Raw genomic sequence first — 23,122 nt, forward strand, 5'->3', positions numbered from 1 at the left:
CCCCTACTTTATTATCATAAAGTATCCTATTATTGTCAATATGTGCATTGAAATTAGTTAATATTAATACAATATTTGTAATATGGATACGACAGTAAATTCGATGCTAAAATATAAATATTAATCGATTTTACCAGTTAAAATTAAATTGATTATTCTGGTTTAAGAATGTTATCCTCACAAATATAGATAGTTGTAGATGTAAATTTTGTAGTGTATATGGATATTATTGTTGTTTTTGATATAGGCAAGGTTAAACGAAAGGTGTTATTTTTTAATAATAGCCTTGAGGTTGTGTATAAGGATGAAATAAAGATTAAAGAAAAGTTAAACGAAAACGGAATCTTAATTGATGATGTTGAAGGTGTTGTAGATTGGGTTTATAATGTAATTGATTCAACAATATCAAAAAATGTTTATACTATAAAAGGAGTTAACTTTTCTACTTACGGAGCTTCTTTGATATATCTAAACGATGAAGGAAAAAAGCTTGGTTATTTGTATAATAATATGATGTCATTACCTTATAGCTTTGGTAGAGAGTTATACGACAAACACGGAGGAGTATTTGAGTTTGCCAGAAAAACGTCTTCTTCTCTACTGGGGTTTCAAAATTCAGGCTTGCAGTTGAAATGGCTAAAGGAGGAGCGCCCCGATACATATAAGCAAGCTAAACATGTATTGCATTTTCCACAGTATCTGAGCTATTTATTTACAGGTAAAATTGTAAGTGAGTTTACAACGATAGGTTGTCATACCGCAATGTGGGATTTTGAAGAAAACAAATATCATAATTGGCTAAATGATATTGATATAAATATACCTGAGCCCGTAGAAACTAAACAAAATCACACTGTAAATTATAAGGGGCATGAATTTAAGGTAGGTGTTGGTATTATGGATGCTATGGCCGACTTACTCCCATATTTAAGTACTGATACGGATGAGTTTTTGATGTTATACACTAAGAGATGGTGTGTGGCAATGAACCCTTTTAACCGTGAACCGCTTACACCAAAAGAAGTGGAAAATGAGTGTTCATGCTACCTTAGCTATAATAATGATCAGGTAAAATCATCACGGTTTTATTTAGCACATATTCATGATGTACATGTTGAGAAAATTGCAGAACAGTTTAATGTTTCAGTTGATGAAATTGAAAAAGTTAACCTAAATGAAGACGTTTTAGAAGAACTGGCCGATAATGTTAGTGAAGAAAGAATGTTTTTTGTTGATGGTATTCCCGAAAATTACATAGATACATATGTTGATATATCTCTTTTTAAGAATTATAAAGAAGCATATCATCAGTTAATGATCGATTTAACACGTATTAATATTGAGTCTATCGAATTGGTGATTCCTGAGAGTGATCACTCAAATAAAATATATGTTACAGGACGATTCTCGTATAATGATATTTATATGAAACTTTTGTCGGGGTATTTTATGGATAAAAGGGTTTTTACATCCGAAATTGACAGCCCCGAAGCTTTGGGAGCGGCATTGATGTTATATGATGAAATATTTCCGGGTAATGAAGTTAAGATTGATCTGGGGTTAAAAGAATGGAAGTCGGAAGTAAATTTGGAGGAATATTAAGAGCCAGTGAATTGTATTTTGTTATAAATAAAAAAAGTCTGATAAAACGTAACAACAGTTTTATCAGGCTTTTTTTTGCGAAATTATTGTGGTTTCCCTCTTTTTGCCAGATAGTTAATGACTAGTGCCATTTAGTGCATTGCCTCTAAAAAGAAATCACCATAATATTGACTTTTGATATTTGATACATATGTGTATTGGCGTACTGTATGTAGTTGAACTAAACTTAAAATAATTTCTTATGAAAAAAAGATTTTTACAAAAAACACTTAGCAAGTTTGCTTTTGCAGCAATGCTTCTGGCAGGTGGGGCTGCTTTTGCAGATGCTCCAGTGATAGAGACTGTCGCTGATATAAGCCTATATACCGGACATGGGCGTACGTTTATGACACCGGGAAGTGATGCGGATGGTGACGCTCTTACTTGGAGTGTTATTGATAAAACCGGTACAGGTGTTGCAGATGGCCAGATTTTGGTTGATACTCAGTTTTGGGTAGATGGAGATCCTGCATTTATTCAGGTGTTGAATACTTGTCCTGCGGGAACTTATGCAGTAACTATTCAGTTAGAAGCAGGTGGAGAGACTACAACGCAGGATGTAAATATTGTTGTTGCAGACGGAACAGTAGCAAACGAAGTTACAGCTCCTGCTAATGGTGCGATAATTGAATCAGGAATCGAATTTACTATTGAAGGACAGTTATTTGCTTATGACCAACCAACAGTTGCAGCTACTGTTTATATGGAAGAGGTTGATGTTGATGGAAACTTGGTTGATGCCGATGGTAATGGATCTGTTTCTAAAGATGAGTTTAGCTTGAGTATTTCAGGTTTGCTAACTGGCACTCAGATTTCTGCACCCTACACTATTAACGTAGGTGATGTTTTTACTAATAGAAAAGGTTTAGAAGTAACAATTAAAGAAGATTCATATTATAGAATATTTTTTAAAGGTTGGGATGGTGCATCTGCGTGGTACACTGATGCCAGAATTGGAAATATTGCTTCTAAGTTAATACAGTTCTCTCCTGCGGTTGGTATTCCTACTATACCGGATGTAGTATTTGAAGGTGAGGATGATAACACTATCGAAATTGATGGTGGAGAGTCTGTAACGTTGAAAGCATATGCAGTTGATACAGATTATATAGTTGGAGAAAATGGTGTTACAAATGGACAGTATCCTGATCACGTTGTGTTTACTGTTGAAAATGATGCAAGTGGCATAGTTGAAGGAGTTAATAAAGATGGTGGACCTTGGGCGGTTGCTGCTTATGACAACGCCTTGTACACTGGATTTTATGTTATAAATACTAAAGGTCTTGCTGTTGGAACATATACATTTGATGTAGTTGCAACAGATGAAAAAGGGTCTAAGGATTCTGAAACTATTACAGTTAATGTTAATGAGGTTGCCGGTAATAACGCTCCTACACTTAATGACCCTTTATTCGTTGACAAGCCTAATGATAAAGCAGAATATACAGATTTCGAAATTGCTGTAGGTGAATCATTAAGTTTAACTGCTTTGGCTTGGGATGAAGATGCGGTGTTGGATTATGATGAAAATAATGGTTATGCATGGCTTGGAAATCTTACTTTCTCTGTAGAAAATGATATAGCAGGACTTGTAAAGAGTGTTGCTACAGAAGGAGGTCCTTGGGCAGTTAATGATCCTGTTTATGGTAGTACACTATATACCGGATTATATACAATAGAAGCTTCAGGTGTTGATGCGGGTGTTTATATGTTCGATGTTGTTTTTATTGATGATAAAGGTGCTAAAGTTACTCAAACAGTTGAGGTTACAGTTACTGGAGGTGTTGCAGGTAATACAGCTCCTATTTTAGAAACACCTGTTTTCCCTGGAGTTGCACAGTCTGTAGTTGACGGTGTAGGTGTAGATGGAAATACTATTTATGTAAAAGCCGGAACTAAAATTGAAGAATTAAAGGCTTGGGCTTGGGATACTGATGAGGTTGCTGAGGCTTTAGCTTGGTCTAGTAATGTTGATGCAACTACAGGTTTAGTTATTACATCTGTTGTTGATGGTACTGGACAGCCTTGGGCAATTGGTGATCCTGTATATGGTAATGCATTGTACACTGGATTATATACTATTGATGCATCTGCTGCACAACCTGGTACATATACTTTCGATTTGATTGTTACTGATGAGCAAGGTGTTTTCGATAGAGAAATTATGACTGTTGTTGTAACTGGTGCTCCGGTTATTGGAGATTTACCTGAAATACATGTTGCTCCTCACGCAGTAGAGTCATATGTTGGAGTTCCTGCAAAATATACTGTTGCTGTTTTCGAATGGCAAATTGATGATGATATTACTGTTACTCTTGAAGGAGCTCCTGCAGGTGTTACTGTTGAAGATTCTGGTGAATTAACTGATTTAGGAGAAGAGATTTGGTATATCAATGTAGCTGCTGATGCTGCTGTTGTTGATGCCGGTCAGTTTAATATTTCTGTTTCTGATGGAGTTAACGATCCAGTTATACATAGTGTAGAACTTGATATTCGCGAATATTCAGGAGTTGTATTAGCTAGTAGAGAAGATGTTGCTGTGACACTTAATGCTCCAGCAGGTAGTTTTGCTGCTTTCTATACCGTAGGTGATGGTTATATACATGGTACACCTGAAGAATCTTTTAGTGGATTTATTGGTCATGCAGCTGAAACAAATTTAGTTGGTGCAAATGTAATTCCTTTCCAAATACCTTCTAGTGGTTCTGTTGAAAGTGCTTCATTTAATATTACTGCATTCAGAAAAGTAGCAAATGCTACTACTATACCTGATGCTTCTCTTTATGGTGTTGACGGTTTCCGTTCTACTCCTGAAGTTCTTGAATCTGATGTTGAAAATATGACTTTGTTAGTTGAAGAGTTTATAGCTGACGAAGTATACGGTAATGGATTGGAAGAAGCATACTCTAGTAACGATGCTAGTATTGCAGCCTTTATTAATCAGCAAATTGCTGCTGGTGCAAAACCTGGTGATTACGTTTTCTTTAGTGTTGTATCAGGACCGAATATGGTAGCTGAGCCTGCAGCATGGTTATTTATTAAATATTACACAGCTGATGGTTTAGTAGCTACAGATGGTGGACATATTGCAGACGGAAGAGTTGAGGTTGCAGATAACCTTAAACCTTATTTGATAACTGAATTTACTCTTGGATTAGATGATCTTGCTACAATAAACTTCGATGTTTATCCAAACCCTGTTGTTAACGGAGAGTTTACAGTTAGACTACCTGAGGCTTCTAAAAATGTATTAGTAGAAGTTATTGATATTAATGGTAGAATGATTAGTTCTTCTATCGAAAATGGTAAAGAGTTTAAATCAAATGTAAATTTAAGTACAGGAGTTTATATTGTGAAAATTTCAAACTCTGAGTTTAGAGCTCAAAGAAAATTAATTGTTCGATAAGAATAATTATTTATAAAATAGCAAAAGGCTGTCTTTAATTAGACAGCCTTTTTTGCATTTAGATGATATCGTTAAGTGAATTTGAAATGTCAAAAAGTGATTAAATTATGCCAAATAGTGTATTGTTTACATTGCTTTATAAGTTAATATTTGTAATGTTGTTTTAATGGATGAATAGTTTAGATAGTAGAAGTTTATTGATATAAACTCAAACATATAACAATCTAAGCAACAATGATATGATTAATTAAAATTTTAAAGTTATAAATTATGAAAGTGAAATCTTTACTATTGATGGCCTTTCTTTGGAGTAGTATAACTGCTTATTCTCAGGATGAGCATGTTTTAGTAGTTGCCCCATACGATGGTACAAACATTACATTAGATAAAGTTATTTCGGGTGATACTACCAGTACCGGTGAGCGAAAAGATCTCAATAGGATTTATCAATTACAGCGGGGTGGTATTTATTTAATGGATGCTATTGTTACGGCAAATTACTCATTAAAAATAATAGCCAGCCCTGGTACTGAGCGTCCGCCAATAGTATATAAAGGATATGATGCTAATGGTATAGCTCTTAATAAATTTTTCTCTTTTGTAGGTCATGGAAATAGCTATGCTTTTCAGGATATAATTTTTAATGCAGTTAATGATAAAGGTGAATATGATAAATACTATCATTCAGGTTTATCTTTCGCAGGTGATAATACTCGCTTAGAAGTAAAAGCTTGTGTATTTAATGGTTTTCAGTCCGGTGCTATAAGGATGACAGGAAAAGATAATACAGTTTACTTAAGCGATAATGTTTGGCGAAACGGAAATGCAAAGTATCATCCTTTTGTAGGTCAGCAAGGTACTTATGGAGTATTTCCAATGGATACTTTGGTCGTTACAAATAATACTTTCTTTAATAATCATGGATATAGCTTATTGCATGGTACAGGGTCAGGGTTGATTGATTATGCAGTTGTTGAGCATAATACATTCTATACATCTTTGGTTCCGGTATTGGAATTACGCGAGATGATTAATCTTAAAATCAGAAGTAATATATTTTACGGTATTGCTGCTTATGGGGATACTGAATTATCGAGAAGTGGTAACTGGTATGTTAATGATGGAGAATCGGCACTGAGTACAATGTATTTTACAGAGGTATCCGGTAACCAATTGTTTTCGTTAAAGCGAATGAGAGAAAAAGATAGGAAAATTTCAGTGACAAACAATGCCTATTTTACTCCTCAGGCTATAGAAGACTATAATGGTAAATCTTATACCGATGCAACAGGTGGTGTTACAGAAGTTACAGGAACTGTTTGGATGAACGAAAAGGTACAGGCAATGTTTGACAATAGTACAGCTTATCCTTATTTTGATGATAGTGATAATTATAATGCCGATCCGGGATTTAAGTCAGTGATGGCCGGAGGTAAGGATGTTAATGATTGGGTTGTTGATGAACTTGCTTATGCCTGTGTAGAATATCGTGAAACTATGGACGATCCAACAAAGGGATGGGGAGCATGTTCGTCTCGAAGAAATATAGATGAAGATCTTGTAGGCGAATATGATATTCTTAGAATTCAATGGCCATTGGTTGAAGGAAATCATGAAATAACAAACCCTAACTTACTATCTGCTGGACATGATGGACTTCCGGTAGGAAATCTTAATTGGGATTCAGCTTTGCGTAAAGAATACGTACTGCCTGATGGAATTGGAGGTATGCAAGGATTAGGTATAGGTGATTTTGTAAAAACTGCTGAGCAGTATAGCCTTTCTAATTATCCAAACCCTGCTAATAATTTTACTACAATATCGTTTAATCTTCCTACAAAACGAGAGGTTAAAATATCTATTTATAATTTGTTGGGACAAGAAGTGGAAGTAGTTGCTCAGGATGAGTTAAGTAAAGGGCACCATGAATTAAATATCGACTTAAGCTCATATTCTGTAGGCTTGTATTTATATGTTCTGGAAACAGAAAACGGTACTCAGGTTAATAGAATGATAATCCAAAAGTAACTTTAATAATAAGTTTATTAGTTGTTTTAATGACGGTAATAATCTTATTTAAAAATATATATTATGAAATTAATAAAACTCAGAAGTTTATTTACATTCCTCCTGTTCTTGTTATCATTCTTATTTACTGATTTACATGCTCAGGATGCGTACATAAGTGGTGTGATTACTGATAAAGCAACCGGAGAGACCCTAATTGGTGCTAACGTAGTTGTAGAGGGAACATCTATAGGTGTAGCTGCCGATTTAGATGGAAGCTATACTATAACTGGTGTTACTCCGGGTGATTATATATTATGGGTGTCTTACATTGGTTATGCAGATGCTAAAATTCCTATTTCTGTTGCGGCTGGTGAAAAGCTAAAAAAGGATGTTTCACTTTCGTATGGTGGCGCAGTTGGTCTGGATGAGGTAGTTATTACTGCTCAGGCCAAAGGTCAGGTTAATGCCATAAATCGTCAGTTGAATTCAAAGTCTATCAAGAATGTTGTTTCTGCCGAGAAAATTCAGGAATTACCGGATGCAAACGCAGCCGAAACTCTTGGTCGTTTACCCGGGGTTTCAGTAAATCGTTCGGGAGGTGAAGGTAGTAAAGTTGTTGTACGTGGATTATCTCCTAAATATAACAAAGTAACGATGGAAGGTGTATCTATGGCAGCTTCCGGAGATGATCGTAGTGCAGATATTTCTATGATATCGCCATATTCTCTTGATGGTATTGAGGTTTATAAAGCTGCAACTGCCGATAAAGACGGAGAATTTGTAGGTGGTATGATCGAGTTTAAATTAAGAGAAGCCCGTTCAGGTTTTAACGCTGATGTTGTTGGACAAATGGGCTACAATGACTTAAAAGGAACTTATGATGATTACTTGGTAAATGCAAGTATTAGTAACAGGTTTTTTGATGATAAATTTGGAGTGTATTTTCAGGGTAATATTGAAAAACGTAATCGTAGTGCCAACACAATGAAAGGTGATTACGATGTTTGGACTACTGCTGCAGGAGGAGAATATAATAAGGTTAGAACAAAAGGAGCTTCTCTTTCTGATGTTATCAGAGAAAAGAAACGTCAGGGAGCTACTATGGTTTTGGATTATAGAATAAATGAAGGTTCTATTAAGTTTATGAACTTTTTCAGTAATAGTAATACAAGTAAAGATACTTATACTGATAATGTATCTTCTGATTTAGAAGGTAGTAATTTATATAATATTATTTCCGGTCAAAGGGAATCTTCTGAATTAATGAACTATAGTAATATTTTGGCTTACGAACAGCAATTCAATAAGTTGAAAGTTGAGTCTAAGCTATCTCATTCTTACTCAGAGAATATAACTCCTTTTCAATTAGAAGGACGTTATTTTCAAGGAAATGGAGTGTTTGATAATCCAGATTTCTTATATGACCAAGTTGCTCCAGCAGTAGTTTTGGATAGTGCAATAATTGATCCAAAGACGGCTTATTTAACTGATGTAGTTTCTAAGGATGTTACAACAAACGAGCGTCAGTTAGCCGGGACATTAGATTTAACTTATGATTTCAAAATTAATGATCAGATAAATGGATTAATTAAATTTGGAGGTAAGTATCGTACAAAACAACGTTCAAAAGATAAGAATGGTTGGGGTGCTAATACGTCAATATCCTCAGCCGTTGCAACTGCACCAATCTGGGATGTAAATAACTCTGAATTTGATGAGTTAAGAGCTAGATATATGGCAGAGAATCCTGATGCTGATATAAATAATTTAGATGGATTAATTTTTTATTATTTAGCTGATAACCCTGATTTTGATCATGAAAATTATATGAACGGGGATTATACTATGGGGTCAGTAGTTGATTTGGATTTATTAGCTGATATGCACTCTGCTATGTATGATTACGAGAAAGAAGGAGCGAGTACTTTTACTTATGCAAAGACTTCTCAATCGTGGGATTATCACGGTACTGAAGAGTATAAGGCTGGTTATGTTATGGCAGAGGTGAATTTGGGTAGTAAAATTAAAGTTATTCCCGGTGTTCGTTACGAAAATAATACTACCGAATATACAGGTGTTTATGGTGAGACAGATATAGCATTTAGAGAGAAAGTTTATAATAATGTTAGAGATACTACTGTAGTACGAAATAATGCATATTTTTTACCGAGTATTCATCTACGTGTAAAACCTATCGATTGGTTTGATGTACGTGTTGCATATACACATACTTTATCTCGTCCGAGTTATTACCAAATTGCTCCTCGAATGGATGTGGATGATATTAATGTTAGTTTCAACAACAATCAATTAGTACCGGAGTATTCTAAAAACTGGGATGTTTATTTCTCTTTCCACTCAAATAACTTAGGATTGTTGACAGTAGGTGGTTTTACAAAGGCAATCGAGAACATGATTTTCGATCCGGGATATCAAACACTAAGCGATCCTTCAGTTTATGGTCTGCCGGCTTCGTATGAAGGTAAGATTATTAGAACAACTATTAATAGCGATAAAATAGCATATCTGTCAGGTTTAGAGTTCGATTGGCAATCTAACTTCTACTTTTTACCAGGAGCTTTAAAGGGACTGGTTATGAATATTAACTATACTTTCATTAGCTCGTCAGCACAATATCCGTTTACCGAACTGAAGGAGAACGGTGAGTATGAGGAAAATCCTTTTACAGGAATTTTAACACCTTTAAAAGAATATTTTGTTGATTATTATGAGGCGCCATTAGTTGATCAACCTGAACATATTGTTAACATTGGTTTAGGGTACGACTATAAAGGCTTCTCTGCCCGTGTATCTATGCTTTATCAGTCTAGAATATTTAAAGGTTCTAATCAATGGAGGGAGCTGTCTTCTTATAATAAGGAGTATTTACGTTGGGATTTTACTGCTCGTCAAAAACTGGGACATGGATTTGAAATATTTACAAACGTGAATAACATTACAAGTGCGAAAGATGTTACGGTTATTAGAGCTACCGGTTATGATAAAGCTATCTCAAACTACGGTATGACTGTAGATTTAGGTCTTAGATGGAGACTATAACTTTATAGAACTTAATATATACATTAAAGGGAGGCCAATGGTCTTCCCTTTTTTTTGCCAATTTGTTAATTACTATTATCATTTAGTGTATTCTGAGGAACTTTAATTCTGAGTATTATTGTATTAGTAAAAAGCGAAAGGTAATTACCCTTAATAACAAGCAACTAATAGTTGTATGAATTTAATTTTAAAACTAATTTCCTTAATATTATTTTCACTGATAATAGTGTCGTGTAATAGCAAGACTGAAGAAGAAGTATATTCTAATTCTTTGGAGGTGAATTTTGAAGAGCAGAATGCATTGTCAAAATGGTTGACAAACGATGATGCCAACTGGAAGATTACAGAAGAAAATGGAGTAAGAGAATTGAGTTTATTGCGAAAAGGAGAATTTGGGAAAGTACGTAAACCATCTTCTTTTGCTGCTATTAAAGGACTTGATGTAACAGATTTTGAACTTACTCTCGACGCAAAAGTATTATCCGATTCTACTATAGTTGGACGTGATGCTATAATCTATTTTGCTTTTCAGGATCCGATGCATTTTTACTATGTTCACCTTTCTAACGATAATCACAAGTATCATAATATAATCGGAATAGTTGATGGAAAAGATCGTTTGCCTATTACCGAAAAGTTTAATGATGATAGTAAAAAGCGTTTCTTCGATTACAACTGGCATAAAGTAAAAGTTGTACGTAACCTAGCTAAAGGTTCAATTAAGGTTTATGTAGACGATATGAAAAATCCAATTCAGAATATAATTGACAAAACATTAACTCATGGAAGTGTTGGAGTTGGGTCGTTTGATGATTTTGGGAAATTTCGCAACATAAAACTTAAGTACAATAGAAAATAATAAGTAGTAAATAAATATCTATTAAGTAATTCAAAATGAATATAAAATCTATCAAAGAAATAGCGTTAAAGTTTGCTTTAATGTTTGCAATTTTAGGAGGAGCTTCATGTTCTCAACAAGCAGATAAAAAACAAGAGATTGTTAAGGTTGCTGCTGAGGCTAATGGAAATTACGATGTAATTTCGGCTAAGGAAGAAAAAGAAATTAGAGATGCTCATAAATCAGAATCTGCAAAATGGAAAAACGGATTGTCTCAAGATCCAAATTATTTTCCATTAGCAGTATGGCTACAGGATGCTAAGTATGCAAAGCAATACAAAGAAATAGGGATTAATCTTTATGTTGCTAAGTGGGGTCCTGTGACCGAGGATTACCTTGCGAAATTAAAAGAAGCAGATATGAAAACTATTTGTGGATTAGATGAGGTAACTAAAAAACATATAGATAATCCAACAATTGTCGGGTGGCATATGTTACCTGATGAGCCGGATAATGCCCAGCCTGCAAAAGAAGGACACGGGTATGGACCTTGCCAGGGACCGGATGAAACAAAAATGACTTATGATGCTATAAAAGCAATTGATGATACTCGTCCTGTATATTTAGGATTAGGAGTAGGTATTGCTTACCACCCATACCGTGGTAGAGGTAGTGAGTGTGGCGGTGATACAACTTCTTACCCTCACTACACAAAAGCAGGAGATATTTTTGGATGGGATGTATATCCTGTTGCAGGACCACCACAGCCACGTGCAGCCGGTGACTTCGGATACATAGGCTACGGTATGGATAACATGGGGCGTTGGGCTCACGGTAAAGATACCTGGATGGCTATTGGTACTACTCGTATTCGTAAAACAGGATTAATGCCAACAGGTGACGATGTACAGGCAGCAGTTTGGATGGCATTAATTCATGGAGCAAAAGGTATTGTTTATTTTTCTCACGGTTTTTATCCAAAATTAAATGAGATTGGATTACTTACAAACACTCCTGTAACCGAAGCTGTAAAAGTAATGAATGGTCAGATTATGTCATTGGCACCGGTATTAAACTCTCCAACTGTAAAGGGTTTGGTTAAAGTACAAGATATGCCATACGATATGCAGGTTGATACTATGGTAAAGGAGTATGATGGTTACTACTATATTTTTGCAATCGAAAATAATGGAGAGCAATTATCGGCAGTTTTCGAACTTGATAAATCGATAAGAGGAAAGAAAGCTGAGGTTCTTTTTGAAGATAGAACTATTGAAATTGGAGGTGGTATTTTTGTTGATAACTTTACTCAGAAAACTGGATTCCAACATCATATCTATAAAATTAAGAAGTAGGTCATTGTTGTTATTCTGCAGAGACAATTTATGAATCGTCTTTACGGATGGCGGATGATTCATTAATTGTCTCATGTTCGGAGCTACAAGCAAAAGATTCTTATATTAGGCTAAAGCTCCGCTCGGAATGACGGAAAATTAGATTAACCGGCTTACAGCTTTAGGTAATATACCTAAGCCAAAAGCCAAAAGCATATAAAAATGTCATATTTAGATAAATTATTCAACCTCGAAGGTAGAGTAGCTGTAATTACAGGTGGTGGTGGTGCCATTGCTAGTAATATGGCCGAAGGATTTGTGAAATCAGGTGCAAAAGTTGTACTTCTTGACCTTAGAAAAGAAGCTACTGACGAAGTAGTTGCTAAACTTTCAGAATTTGGAACTGTAGTAGGAAAAGCAGTTAACGTACTTGAAGAGGGGGTGTTAAAATCAGTTTTAGCTGAAATTATCGAAGAGTTCGGAAAGGTTGATGTACTTATTAATGCCGCCGGAGGAAATATGCCTGGAGCAACTATTGGTCCTGATCAAACTATTTTTGATTTAGATATGGAAGCTTTCTCAAAAGTTACTACACTAAACCTTGATGGTTCTGTACTTCCATCTTTGATATTTGGAGAACAAATGGCTAAACAAGGAACAGGTAACATTATAAATATTTCATCGATGGCTGCCGATAGAGTACTTACTCGTGTAGTTGGATATTCTGCTTCAAAAGCTGCAATAACAAACTTTACAAAATGGATGTCGGTTGAAATGGCTCAGAAATTCGAAGGAAATATCAGAGTTAACGCTATAGCACCCGGATTTTTTGTAGGAGAGCAAAACCGTGCTTTAATGCTAAACGAAGATGGTTCGTTAACCGAAAGAGGAAATCAAATTATTTCGAATACCCCAATGGGACGTTTCGGTGATTTGAGCGAAACTGTAGGAGCAGCATTATTTTTAGTATCAGATGCAGCTAAGTTTATTACAGGTACTGTAGTTCCTGTTGATGGTGGATTTAGCGCATATAGCGGGGTGTAACAGATACAGATATAGACGCACAGCCGTGCGTCTCAACAATATAGACGGCATGTCTAAACAAGAAAAAAAATGGCATTAGAACAAACATGGAGATGGTACGGCCCGAACGACCCTATCACTTTAGCAGAGGTAAAGCAAACAGGAGCAACAGGTATTGTTTCTGCTTTATCGCATATTCCTAACGGGGAAGTTTGGACGTTTGAAGAAATAAAAAAACGTCAGGAAATTATTGCGGAGGCAGGTTTAACTTGGTCGGTAATTGAAAGTATTCCTGTATCGGAAGATATTAAAAAGCAAAGTGGCGATTATAAGCAGCACATCGAAAACTACAAGCAATCGTTAATCAACGTTGGTAAATGTGGTATAGAAACGGTTTGTTATAACTTCATGCCTGTGTTGGATTGGTCGCGTACAGATTTAATGCACCAATTCGAAGATGGTTCTTTCGCTTTGATGTTTAACCCAACGGCTTTTGCTGCTTTCGAATTGCATATTCTTAAGCGTAAAGGTGTAGAGGCAGAGTATTCAGAAGAAGAGAAGAAAGCTGCTAAAGACTATTACGAAAAACTTGACGATTCGGCTAAATTCGAACTTACTAAATCAATTCTAGGAGGTTTACCCGGATCGGAAGAGTCGTTCAGTATAGAGGATTTCCAAACTGTACTTGATGCTTATGCCCATATTGATGCTGATAAACTTCGCGAGCACCTTTATTATTTCTTGAGAGAAGTAATTCCGGTTGCTGAAAGTGCAGGAGTTCGTATGGCTATTCACCCTGATGATCCTCCAAAACCATTGTTAGGTTTGCCACGTATTGTAAGTAATATCAACGATGCAAAAGCACTTTGTGCTGCTGTTGATTCGCCTTCAAACGGAGTTACTTTATGTACAGGTTCGTACGGTGTTGGTGTTGAAAACGACTTGGTAGAAATGACTCGTGAGTTAGCCGACAAAATTCACTTTATACACCTGCGTAACGTATCGCGTGATGAAAGCGGATATTTTATGGAAGATAACCACATGGTAGGTGATGTTGATATGTACGGTGTAATGAAAGAGTTGCTTATTGAAGAGCGACGAAGAAAATCCGAAGGAAGAGCTGATTGGCAAATGCCTGTTCGTCCTGATCATGGACACCTTATGTTCGACGATATTAAAAAACAGAAAACAAATCCGGGTTATTCTTTATACGGACGAATGAGAGGCTTAGCTGAAATTCGCGGGCTGGAAATTGGTGTTGAGCGTTCGTTAGACGAAAAATAAAAAGATGCTCACCTTTATTTGTTATGCATTGTGATAGAGATTAAAAAATATACTAATACTATTTACAGTTTTAACTGTATGTTTATTATACCAAATGAATTTCAGAATGCACTACTCAAACGTTTGCTTGTGATAATTTGAGCCTTATTACTATCGTCAAACTTCCTAAACTGGTTTACAATTGATAAAACAGATCTTTTTGTATCTGTAGGATGTTACTATGTTGATTTGGTTTATTATATATCTGAGCTTAAGCCAATCGAAGTTTTCGAAGAAGCTGTTGATGAGGTTTTAGGATAACGCAAATAGTAGGGGTGCAACTCAAAGTCGCACTCCAACTATATTTTGTACACACATTTAGTCACGGTGTCGCTTTGGGAGATGTCGTGATTTTTTTTAAATAGAAAAGAATGAAAGAAAAGAGTTTATCAGGAGGTTTAATAGAGCTTAATTTAGCAATGTTGTTTATGAGCACCTCCGGTATGCTTGGACGTTATATAGATATGCCAACTCCTGTAACAATAGGGTTAAGGGCTTTATTTGCAGGTATTATTCTTTTGTTTTTTATTAAACTGAAAAAATACAATCTGAAAATAAAATCAGAAGACCGAGGAAGAGTTGTATTTGGTGGATTACTACTTGGTTTACATTGGGTAACTTACTTTTATGCATTACAATTGTCGAATGTGGCTATAGGTATGTTGTCGTTATTTACATATCCTGCTATTACTTCTATTCTGGAAGGGCTTGTTATGAAAACCAGAATATTGAAGACTCATATTGTACTTAGTTTAATAGTTTTGGTTGGTATTTATTTTCTAGTACCTGAGTTCGATATTCAGAGTGATAATTTAAAAGCAGTTGCTTTTGGGGTGTTTTCGGCATTTAGTTACTCTTTGCGAAATATCTTGATGAAAACTAAGGTCAATAAATACAATGGTTCGGTATTGATGACCTATCAAATGTTTGTAATAGCAATTGTGTTATTGCCATTTTTCTTTGTTTTAGATACTTCAAAAATTGTAGAATTTATTCCGGCAACAATTGTTCTAGCATTGTTAACTACATCAATCGGACATACATTATTTGTTTCCAGTCTAAAATATTTTTCAACATCAACAGCTAGTATAATAAGTAGCACACAGCCTGTATATGGAATTGTTTTGGGAATGATTTTTCTGCATGAATTTCCAAAGTCAACCACAATTATAGGTGGTGTTATTATTATATCTACAGTATTAGTCGAAAATTTACGTTTATATTTTTCCAACAAAAAACTTAAAAAAGTATGAGTAGTTTAGATGTAGAGGAGCCTGCATATACAAAGCATATTGTATGTATCTTACGACTTTCTAGAAAATAATCCAGAAAAAAATGAAAGGTAATCTATTTTTAAAATTAAACTAACACACTGTGGGCTTGCTACGGGGATTATTTACTGAAAATTATTATGAAAAACCATATTACTGTATTGGGGATATTTTTTTTAACATTTATTGGATGTGATACTGATTTAGTTACAAAAGTAAATCACGATAATGCAAAACTCCAATTTATGGGGCGTATTGCTCAAAGCGATTCTACTTCCGAATTGTATTGGTCCGGAACATCAGTTGAAATAGTATTTGAAGGAACAGAACTTTCTGCAACACTTAAGGACGGTGGTAAAAATTACTACAATGTTATTATTGATAACGACAGTATCTACACTCTCGATTTAGAAAAAGGGAAAAAGAAATATAAGCTTGTCGAAAGTTTAGGTGAAGGAAAACATTCTGTTAAGTTATTCCGCCGTACAGAATGGACTTATGGTAAAACAAGTTTTTATGGTTTTAGTTTCGATGAAGCCACAGAAGTTTTGGCGATAGCTAAAAAACAAAAAAACATCGAATTTTACGGGAATTCTATTACAAGTGGTTGGGCTGTTGAAGACTATTCAGGAAAAGATAATGCTAAAGGAACAAACACAAATAATTGGTATAGCTATGCAGCAGTAACGGCTCGTCATTTCGATGCTGATTATACATGTATATCTCGTGGAGGAATTGGTGTTACAGTAAGTTGGTACCCTATGAGAATGTCCGAAATGTACGATAGATTAAATCCGGATGATGCTAATAGTAAATGGGATTTCACAAAATCAACTCCCGATGTAGTGGTGGTTAACCTTCTTCAAAATGATGCTTTTTTAGTTGTAAAACCAAACAATAACCAGTTTAAAGAGCGTTTTGGTGAAACAGCTCCAACAGATGAATTTTTGTCGAATGCTTATGCCGATTTTATTTCAACAATACGAGGCAAGTACCCTAATGCCGAAATTGTTTGTTTGTTGGGGAATATGACAATAACTCAAGAAGGATCTAAATGGCCGACAATTGTTGCTAAGGCAGTAAACTCTTTGAAGGACGAAAAAATCAGCACTGTTTTTGTGCCGTATAAAAATACGCCGGGACATCCACGAATTGAAGAGCAGCAGATTATTGCTGATAGTTTGATATCAAATATTAATAAAAATATAAACTGGAACTAACCACACGATGTAAATTGCACGATATCAAGGCTATTATACTTAACGACATAGCCTACTACCACAAATTGACAAATAGTTATACGTAATTGTCAATTTGTGTATTGTAGCCTAATTAAGATAAATTGTACTTTGGAATAAAAATTTAATGTAAGCTATGTACACTAATCTTAAGGTGTTTAAACTCCAAAAAGTAGTTGCTTTTGCTGTTGTTTTTGTAATGACAACTACTGCATTTGCACAACAAAACAATAAGTATTTACAAGCCGATTATTCAAAGTCGCTCGAGGCTATTTGGGATAAAAAAGAAGTGAAAGATTCTAAAATTATCGATGATTGTGAATCATTGGAAGGATGGGATTATGGAGCTTTGGGAAAGGCAGAATTATCAAGTAGATATTTTAAAAGTGGAAAAACATCAATAAAACTTACTTCGCCTGCTGAGTATAAAGACGGTTCGGAATATCCTATAGCCTATATGGAGCGATTTATGAATGGCGCTAATATAGAAAAGTACAATCGTATTGCTGTTTGGATTTATGCCGAACATAAAAATGCTGATTTCTTTTATGTGTCTATAGAGTTTAAAAACGATGGAAAAGAAAAAGTTCCGCAAAGAGTTCGTAAAGCCGGTAAAAATTATGTAAAACTAGAAACGGGAAAATGGAATAGAGTTTATTGGGAAATACCTTCTATGCCCCGCGATAAAGTAAAAGCAATAGCATTTGTATATACTATAAAAGGGAAGTCATTTAGAGGAGTAGGAGATGAAGTTTCTATTTATGTAGATGATTTTGAACTTCAAAAAGTAGATGCTGATATAGATGAGAGCTGGAAGGTTGCACCCGGAAAAATTGCCTATAGCCACAATGGATATCTACCTGAATTCGAAAAAACAGCACTTGTAAATAATGTAAAAGCAAAGGAGTTTTCGATTGTTGACGTAAAAAGCCATAAAGTGGTTCTTAGCAAAAAAATAACTGCAAAAAACACCCGTTTTGGAAAGTTTCAACTATTAGATTTTTCGGAATTAAAAAAAGAAGGAAGATATAAGATTGTGGTTGGAGGTTTAGAGAGTAAATCTTTTGCAATTGGAAAAAATATTTGGGAACAAAGTATTTGGAATAACCTTAATTTTTGGAAAGCCGAACGCTGTGGTCAAACTGTAGATGGTATTCACGGTAATTGTCACGCCGATGTGGTTTGTGAACATAACGGAAATAAGATTGTTGTAAATGGAGGTTGGCACGATGCCGGCGATTTAACTCAGATGATTTACAATACTGGCGATGCAGTTGTAGCAATGTTGGAGTTGGCATCAAAGGTAGAAAAGTTGAATCCTAAAATGTATAATGCTTTTGTAGATGAAGCAAAATGGGGATTAGACTGGATGTTGAAAACCCGTTTTGAAGATGGTTATCGTCATACTTTCGGAGGAATGTCGAAATATACTGATGGAGTTATGGGTACAAGTGACGATATTGTTTTTGAAGCTAAAAACCTTCCTTACGATAATTTTTTAAGTGCAATGGTATTGTCAAATTCAGCATTGTTTTTTCAAGAAAGTAATCCGGTTTTAGCACAGCGATGCAAAGAAGCTGCAATTGAAGACTGGAAATTTGCTACAGAAGGAATTACAGAGCTAAATGTAGAGCTTTGTGGAAATGCAACAATAGCCTCTATTAACTTATTCAATCTTACTAATAACGGTAAGTATAAAGCAAAAGCAATAGAGTGGGGTGATGTATTGGTTGAAAGTCAACAAAAAGAGAAAACAAACTGGAGTGTTCCTTTATCAGGATTCTTTTATAAGTCGCCAAAACACGAGCAAATTTTACGATATAATCCAATAGGGATGGATCAGGCTCCGATTATTGCATTAAATAATTTATATAAAGCTTTTCCTGAAAATCATGATGCAAAAAAATGGTATAACTCCCTAAAACTTTATGTGGAGTATATTAAAGAAACTTCGAAATTGTCTAATCCATTTGAGATGATTCCTCAATCGATATACAATGTAAATGAAGTTCATAAACCTAGTGTTTACGGATTTAACCAGTCAACTTTGGCAAAATATAAAAAGTACGAGGATAAAGAGCCAATGTATGTAAAACAGGTAGAAAATGGATTAATACTCGGGGATGGGAATTATTTAAAAACCTTTCCGGTTTGGTATTCGCACCGTGGAAGTGCAGGAATTCAGCTTTCTCAGGCAAAAGGACTTTCTGTGGCATCGAAGCTAGTAGGCGATAAAGCCGGGCAGGAATTAGCAGTAAAACAGTTGCAGTGGATAGTGGGGCGTAACCCATTTGCGCAGAGTACTGTTTATGGCGAAGGATATGATTTTCCTCCAATGTATTTTGCATCATCTGGTCCTTTAGTAGGAGCTTTAGCCTGCGGTATTCAAACTTTTGCTAATAGAGATATCCCTAATTGGCCTGCAGCAGCTTGTTATAATTATAAGGAAATTTGGACTCATACCACATCGAGATATTTGTGGTTGATTAGTGAATTTATCGATGTTGATTTGCAGTAGTAAATGGATCATTTAATTGTGTAGGATTGTCATTTAGTGCATTGCTATTGTGATTTGATCTTTGTTATATTGCATAATAAATTTTTATAGAGAATATGAATAAGCGAATTAAAATAATAACAGTTTTTGTGTTAGTGTTCAATTTTGTGAATGCACAAAATTATGATGTTGCTCCTATGCAACCAACAAGTGCAGATATGGCTTTTGATGGTGAACAAGATTATTTTCCTCTAGGTGTTTGGATGCAACAAACTAGTAAAGTAGAAGATTATAAAGCAATTGGAATAAATAATTATACTGCTTTGTGGGAAGGTTTAACAGCTCAAAAAGAAGCTGATTTAAAAGCAGCAGGAATGCCTTTAATAGTTGATCCTGTTGGATATATACATAGTACAGGAGAAACAAATGATTATGCATTAACTTTGTCGGAAGAAGATAGAAAGTTTATTAAAGCTTGGCTTAGCCCAACTGATGAACCTGATAATCCAAAGAAAAATCCTGAAACAGGAAAATATGATATTTATGTTTCTCCCGATTCAACTTATGCAATGTACGAGCATATAAAGGAAATAACTAATGATGGAAAACCAGTGTATTTAGGTATAGGACGTGGAGTTTCTGATATAAACTGGGTAGGAAGAGGCGCAAATACCGGAAAATGGGAAATGTATGCTGAAGAAACATATGGTTATGTAACCGAAAGTGGTTCATGGATAAATGATGAAAGTACACCTGCAATAGGATTCTGTAAAGGAGGAGATATAGTTCATTATGATATATATCCTGCAAATTATATGGATAGAAAATTGGAGTGGGTACCAAAAGGTGTTGATAGTCTGGTAAGCTGGTCAAAGCCAGGAAAACCGATTTTTGTAGCGATTGAAGCTTCACAGATAAAGGATGAATATGGAGAACCAACACCAAGTGAAATTCGTACAGAAATATGGATGTCTATTATTCATGGAGCAAGAGGAGTAGTTTATTTTTCACATAGTTGGGTAGGAGGAACAACTAATGAGGATGCTTTATTGGATAATACTGAAATAGCAAATGGAATTAAAGATATAAATGCCGAAATTACTTCTTTGGCTTCTGTGATTAATAGCCCTAACGAGTCGTTTGTTCAAGCTAAGCTTGTTTATAATCCCGATTTTTATGGAACTATTGATTATGTATGTAAGTCGTTTGAAGACGATCACTACGTATTTGCGGTTGAAATGAGTAATAAAAAGAAAAAAGTAGAATTCTTTGTTCCTTCAGGAGTAACTTCTGTAGAAGTTATAAATGAAGATAGAACAATTGAAGTAGTTGACGGTAAGTTTAAAGATACTTTTGAAGCATATGATACTCATTTATATAAATTATTGCCGAGTGGAGTAAACTTGTCGGAGAACGATAAGGTAATCGAGAGAAATATAGAAATATATCCTAACCCAACTACAGGACAAGTTTATGTAGGAGAAGATACTTCGGATAATGTTAATAAAATTGAAGTTTACTCTATGCAGGGGCAACTTATAAAGGTAGTAAGTAATCAGGATAATATAGATCTTTCTTTTGCAAGAAATCAGATGTTACTGTTAAAGATATATAGTAACAAAGGTGTTAAAACAGCAAAAGTTAGTGTGAAATAAATATCATTTAAAAATGAATTATAGACCCCACTTGATAAAAAGATAAAGCTTTGTTAAGTGGGGTTTGTTTTACCAAATAAATTCTTATATATGGTTAAAAAAATACTTTATATTTTAGTACTACTCCCAATGGTTTCATTCTCTCAGGAATATTCTGAATACATGGAAAAGATTGGAGAATCATCTCGTACCAGCTATGTAATGTATACAGCCAATAATGGAGATTTGTACTATGTAGATATTGATGAAGCCGATTATCTTGATATGTTGAAGTACGAAAAAAGTTCAGGAGAAACTGTAGTTATCGCAGAGAATTTTGCCTACAGGTTTAATGATCAGGGTATAGAAAGAAATGAAGGAATCGGTTCAATTGCTCCTACAGCCGATGGAAATACAGTTTATTGTATGACAACTGACGGCCGTAATCCCGAGATATTTAAATTGGATGTATTAAGTGATACTTATGTTTCTGTTGTAAAAGTATTTGTAGAAGATCCTTTTATGGGGTTTCCTGCAGGATGGAGAATATTTAATATGACTTTAAGCGAAGATGAGAAGTCGATATTTATAGTTAATAATAATGCAAGTTACGATAATAAAGGAGTTTACAAGGTTGATATAGAAACAGGTATAACAAATAAAGTGTTGTCTTTGAGTGAGTTGTTAGGATCCGAAAATCTGTGTTTTGGAGGTGTAAATGTTTGGGATAACGATCACAACTTCTATGTTCCGGTTTGGCGATATGCTAACCCTGAATGGCCGGATTATATACCTGAAAATGATAATACTTTAAAAGTTCTTAAAGTACATGTTGAGGGAGACACCTATAGTGCAGAAAAAATTTACTTTACCGATAACGGACAAGAGGATGGAGCTCCTTTGTTACCGGGTTTTAGAAATCACTCCTGTTGGTCGGGGATTGGGGCTTCTTCACTTGGAAATATTTATATAGCTTCGAGTAACCATTATCAAACTTCGGATGGAAATGGAATTCACGGAAATGTTGCAATTTATAAGTACGATCCGGTTGCAGATAAAATGAGTTTTATAAATGATATTAAATCTGTTTCAGAATCTGTTAACAACTGGATAGGCGACGAGAGTCAGCATAAAGTACATACTTTCCTTCTGGAAAACAGTGATGGTAAAATATATTTTGCATCAGACGATTATGAACCCAGTAGTACTACTAGAGGCGGTCATGTTTATACTTTGGATATAAATACAGATGAAATAGTCGATTACAGTAAAACTCAGGATTATGTTATGTTGGAGGATTTTGCTGTTATAGATAATGGAACAGAACCAAGTGCTACAAGTGGTGTGTTCATTGAACGTTACGGGATTAAAGGGCTTTCTTTAAACTCAAATTCACCGAACGATCTATACGCTATGACTTTTTCTTATAATGATTATAATCCTTCTGATGAAAAACATGAGTTTAATTCCGGTTATGTTATTAAGCATGCAATTGATGGAGTATTAGGTATTGGTGATGAATTAACAGTAGAGCTAAGTATGTATCCAAATCCTGTTAGTAATGGTCGTTTCGAAATTAAATTTGCTCATAGTAACTTCAGCGTGCAGATATTAAATCTAAACGGACAAATTGTTTATGCTAACGATATGCAAAACGATGTGTCCGTAATTTCAACATTAAACTTGAATGCAGGTATGTATTTGGTTAAAGTTTCGACTGATGATTATAAAACGTTTACGAAGAAGCTTATTGTGAGGTAATATTTTAATTTTGATCCTAGAGTTGATGATAATAAATTATTTCTCCTAAAGTAGCCAATAATAAACTTTGTTTCTTAGAGCCTTAG

General features: G+C 34.9%; 13 protein-coding genes. All 13 read left to right on the forward strand.

Annotated elements, in window-relative coordinates:
- The first annotated feature begins 219 nt into the window (after window positions 1–219).
- The 13 genes from ABFR62_02075 (at window position 220) to ABFR62_02135 (ending at window position 23,036) form a co-directional block, all read left to right on the forward strand.
- The gene (locus tag ABFR62_02075) at window positions 220–1,602 is read left to right on the forward strand and encodes an FGGY family carbohydrate kinase (protein ID MEN8137195.1); all 1,383 of its coding nucleotides are present in this window, start codon (window positions 220–222) and stop codon (window positions 1,600–1,602) included.
- A gap of 241 nt (window positions 1,603–1,843) precedes the next feature.
- Window positions 1,844–5,047 carry a T9SS type A sorting domain-containing protein gene (locus ABFR62_02080; protein MEN8137196.1) on the forward strand — a complete coding sequence of 1,068 codons (3,204 nt, stop codon included), beginning with the start codon at window positions 1,844–1,846 and terminating at the stop codon, window positions 5,045–5,047.
- 270 nt (window positions 5,048–5,317) lie between these two features.
- Entirely contained in the window at window positions 5,318–7,075 is a 1,758-nt protein-coding gene (locus tag ABFR62_02085) for a T9SS type A sorting domain-containing protein (GenBank protein MEN8137197.1), read from the forward strand.
- 63 nt (window positions 7,076–7,138) lie between these two features.
- Window positions 7,139–10,117 (forward strand): TonB-dependent receptor, encoded by a 2,979-nt coding sequence (locus ABFR62_02090; protein MEN8137198.1) that lies wholly within the window; start codon window positions 7,139–7,141, stop codon window positions 10,115–10,117.
- A gap of 175 nt (window positions 10,118–10,292) precedes the next feature.
- Entirely contained in the window at window positions 10,293–10,976 is a 684-nt protein-coding gene (locus tag ABFR62_02095) for a family 16 glycoside hydrolase (GenBank protein MEN8137199.1), read from the forward strand.
- Between the two features lie 35 nt (window positions 10,977–11,011).
- The gene (locus ABFR62_02100; protein MEN8137200.1) at window positions 11,012–12,310 is read left to right on the forward strand and encodes a hypothetical protein; all 1,299 of its coding nucleotides are present in this window, start codon (window positions 11,012–11,014) and stop codon (window positions 12,308–12,310) included.
- A gap of 201 nt (window positions 12,311–12,511) precedes the next feature.
- Window positions 12,512–13,333 (forward strand): SDR family oxidoreductase, encoded by an 822-nt coding sequence (locus ABFR62_02105; protein ID MEN8137201.1) that lies wholly within the window; start codon window positions 12,512–12,514, stop codon window positions 13,331–13,333.
- A gap of 69 nt (window positions 13,334–13,402) precedes the next feature.
- Window positions 13,403–14,596 carry a mannonate dehydratase gene (uxuA, locus tag ABFR62_02110; protein MEN8137202.1) on the forward strand — a complete coding sequence of 398 codons (1,194 nt, stop codon included), beginning with the start codon at window positions 13,403–13,405 and terminating at the stop codon, window positions 14,594–14,596.
- Window positions 14,597–15,006: 410 nt separating this feature from the next.
- The gene (locus tag ABFR62_02115) at window positions 15,007–15,888 is read left to right on the forward strand and encodes a DMT family transporter (GenBank protein ID MEN8137203.1); all 882 of its coding nucleotides are present in this window, start codon (window positions 15,007–15,009) and stop codon (window positions 15,886–15,888) included.
- A 158-nt stretch (window positions 15,889–16,046) separates the two neighbouring features.
- The gene (locus ABFR62_02120; GenBank protein MEN8137204.1) at window positions 16,047–17,126 is read left to right on the forward strand and encodes a GDSL-type esterase/lipase family protein; all 1,080 of its coding nucleotides are present in this window, start codon (window positions 16,047–16,049) and stop codon (window positions 17,124–17,126) included.
- Between the two features lie 154 nt (window positions 17,127–17,280).
- Window positions 17,281–19,662, forward strand: a complete 2,382-nt coding sequence (locus ABFR62_02125) for a glycoside hydrolase family 9 protein (protein ID MEN8137205.1) — start codon at window positions 17,281–17,283, stop codon at window positions 19,660–19,662.
- Between the two features lie 95 nt (window positions 19,663–19,757).
- A complete protein-coding gene (locus tag ABFR62_02130) occupies window positions 19,758–21,296 on the forward strand; it encodes a T9SS type A sorting domain-containing protein (protein MEN8137206.1) in 1,539 nt (512 codons plus the stop codon).
- Window positions 21,297–21,386: 90 nt separating this feature from the next.
- Window positions 21,387–23,036, forward strand: a complete 1,650-nt coding sequence (locus tag ABFR62_02135) for a T9SS type A sorting domain-containing protein (protein ID MEN8137207.1) — start codon at window positions 21,387–21,389, stop codon at window positions 23,034–23,036.
- Window positions 23,037–23,122: the final 86 nt, after the last annotated feature.

The organism is Bacteroidota bacterium (genome assembly GCA_039714315.1).
Classification (GTDB): Bacteria; Bacteroidota; Bacteroidia; order Flavobacteriales; family JADGDT01; genus JADGDT01.

What these genes read in the sequence shown, in the direction of transcription:
- ABFR62_02085 (MEN8137197.1), top strand. Translation starts at nt 5,318, where the DNA reads ATGAAAGTGAAATCTTTACTATTGATGGCCTTTCTTTGGAGTAGTATA.
- ABFR62_02075 (MEN8137195.1), top strand. Translation starts at nt 220, where the DNA reads ATGGATATTATTGTTGTTTTTGATATAGGCAAGGTTAAACGAAAGGTG.
- ABFR62_02090 (MEN8137198.1), top strand. Translation starts at nt 7,139, where the DNA reads ATGAAATTAATAAAACTCAGAAGTTTATTTACATTCCTCCTGTTCTTG.
- ABFR62_02130 (MEN8137206.1), top strand. Translation starts at nt 19,758, where the DNA reads ATGAATAAGCGAATTAAAATAATAACAGTTTTTGTGTTAGTGTTCAAT.
- ABFR62_02095 (MEN8137199.1), top strand. Translation starts at nt 10,293, where the DNA reads ATGAATTTAATTTTAAAACTAATTTCCTTAATATTATTTTCACTGATA.
- ABFR62_02120 (MEN8137204.1), top strand. Translation starts at nt 16,047, where the DNA reads ATGAAAAACCATATTACTGTATTGGGGATATTTTTTTTAACATTTATT.
- ABFR62_02135 (MEN8137207.1), top strand. Translation starts at nt 21,387, where the DNA reads ATGGTTAAAAAAATACTTTATATTTTAGTACTACTCCCAATGGTTTCA.
- ABFR62_02125 (MEN8137205.1), top strand. Translation starts at nt 17,281, where the DNA reads ATGTACACTAATCTTAAGGTGTTTAAACTCCAAAAAGTAGTTGCTTTT.
- ABFR62_02100 (MEN8137200.1), top strand. Translation starts at nt 11,012, where the DNA reads ATGAATATAAAATCTATCAAAGAAATAGCGTTAAAGTTTGCTTTAATG.
- ABFR62_02105 (MEN8137201.1), top strand. Translation starts at nt 12,512, where the DNA reads ATGTCATATTTAGATAAATTATTCAACCTCGAAGGTAGAGTAGCTGTA.
- ABFR62_02115 (MEN8137203.1), top strand. Translation starts at nt 15,007, where the DNA reads ATGAAAGAAAAGAGTTTATCAGGAGGTTTAATAGAGCTTAATTTAGCA.
- uxuA (MEN8137202.1), top strand. Translation starts at nt 13,403, where the DNA reads ATGGCATTAGAACAAACATGGAGATGGTACGGCCCGAACGACCCTATC.
- ABFR62_02080 (MEN8137196.1), top strand. Translation starts at nt 1,844, where the DNA reads ATGAAAAAAAGATTTTTACAAAAAACACTTAGCAAGTTTGCTTTTGCA.